The 1431-nt window shown below is 53.5% G+C and carries 1 rRNA gene; it reads left to right on the top strand.

From position 1 onward, the window contains the following. A 23S ribosomal RNA gene (locus tag BLO80_RS28720) occupies positions 1–1398 on the top strand; the annotation flags it as partial. Positions 1399–1431 lie beyond the last annotated feature (33 nt).

The following is a 1431-nucleotide window of genomic DNA, read 5'->3' as shown; positions in this document are numbered from 1 at the left end:
TAAGGCCGAGAGCTGATGACGAGTTACCCTTTGGGTGACGAAGTGGTTGATGCCATGCTTCCAAGAAAAGCTTCTAAGCTTCAGGTAACCAGGAACCGTACCCCAAACCGACACAGGTGGTTGGGTAGAGAATACCAAGGCGCTTGAGAGAACTCGGGTGAAGGAACTAGGCAAAATGGCACCGTAACTTCGGGAGAAGGTGCGCCGGTGAGGGTGAAGCACTTGCTGCGTAAGCCCACGCCGGTCGAAGATACCAGGCCGCTGCGACTGTTTATTAAAAACACAGCACTCTGCAAACACGAAAGTGGACGTATAGGGTGTGACGCCTGCCCGGTGCCGGAAGGTTAATTGATGGGGTTAGCTAACGCGAAGCTCTTGATCGAAGCCCCGGTAAACGGCGGCCGTAACTATAACGGTCCTAAGGTAGCGAAATTCCTTGTCGGGTAAGTTCCGACCTGCACGAATGGCGTAACGATGGCGGCGCTGTCTCCACCCGAGACTCAGTGAAATTGAAATCGCTGTGAAGATGCAGTGTATCCGCGGCTAGACGGAAAGACCCCGTGAACCTTTACTATAGCTTTGCACTGGACTTTGAATTTGCTTGTGTAGGATAGGTGGGAGGCTTTGAAGCGTGGACGCCAGTTCGCGTGGAGCCATCCTTGAAATACCACCCTGGCAACTTTGAGGTTCTAACTCAGGTCCGTTATCCGGATCGAGGACAGTGTATGGTGGGTAGTTTGACTGGGGCGGTCTCCTCCTAAAGAGTAACGGAGGAGTACGAAGGTGCGCTCAGACCGGTCGGAAATCGGTCGTAGAGTATAAAGGCAAAAGCGCGCTTGACTGCGAGACAGACACGTCGAGCAGGTACGAAAGTAGGTCTTAGTGATCCGGTGGTTCTGTATGGAAGGGCCATCGCTCAACGGATAAAAGGTACTCCGGGGATAACAGGCTGATACCGCCCAAGAGTTCATATCGACGGCGGTGTTTGGCACCTCGATGTCGGCTCATCACATCCTGGGGCTGAAGCCGGTCCCAAGGGTATGGCTGTTCGCCATTTAAAGTGGTACGCGAGCTGGGTTTAGAACGTCGTGAGACAGTTCGGTCCCTATCTGCCGTGGACGTTTGAGATTTGAGAGGGGCTGCTCCTAGTACGAGAGGACCGGAGTGGACGAACCTCTGGTGTTCCGGTTGTCACGCCAGTGGCATTGCCGGGTAGCTATGTTCGGGAAAGATAACCGCTGAAAGCATCTAAGCGGGAAACTTGCCTCAAGATGAGATCTCACTGGGACCTTGAGTCCCCTGAAGGGCCGTCGAAGACTACGACGTTGATAGGCAGGGTGTGTAAGCGCTGTGAGGCGTTGAGCTAACCTGTACTAATTGCCCGTGAGGCTTGACCATATAACACCCAAGCAATTTGAATGCTCCAAGCCT

The organism is Pseudomonas sp. NFACC56-3 (genome assembly GCF_900100025.1).
GTDB lineage: Bacteria > Pseudomonadota > Gammaproteobacteria > Pseudomonadales > Pseudomonadaceae > Aquipseudomonas > Aquipseudomonas fluorescens_AA.
Note: the sequence above shows the minus strand (reverse complement) of the source record. Positions and strands in the feature narration are given on the sequence as shown.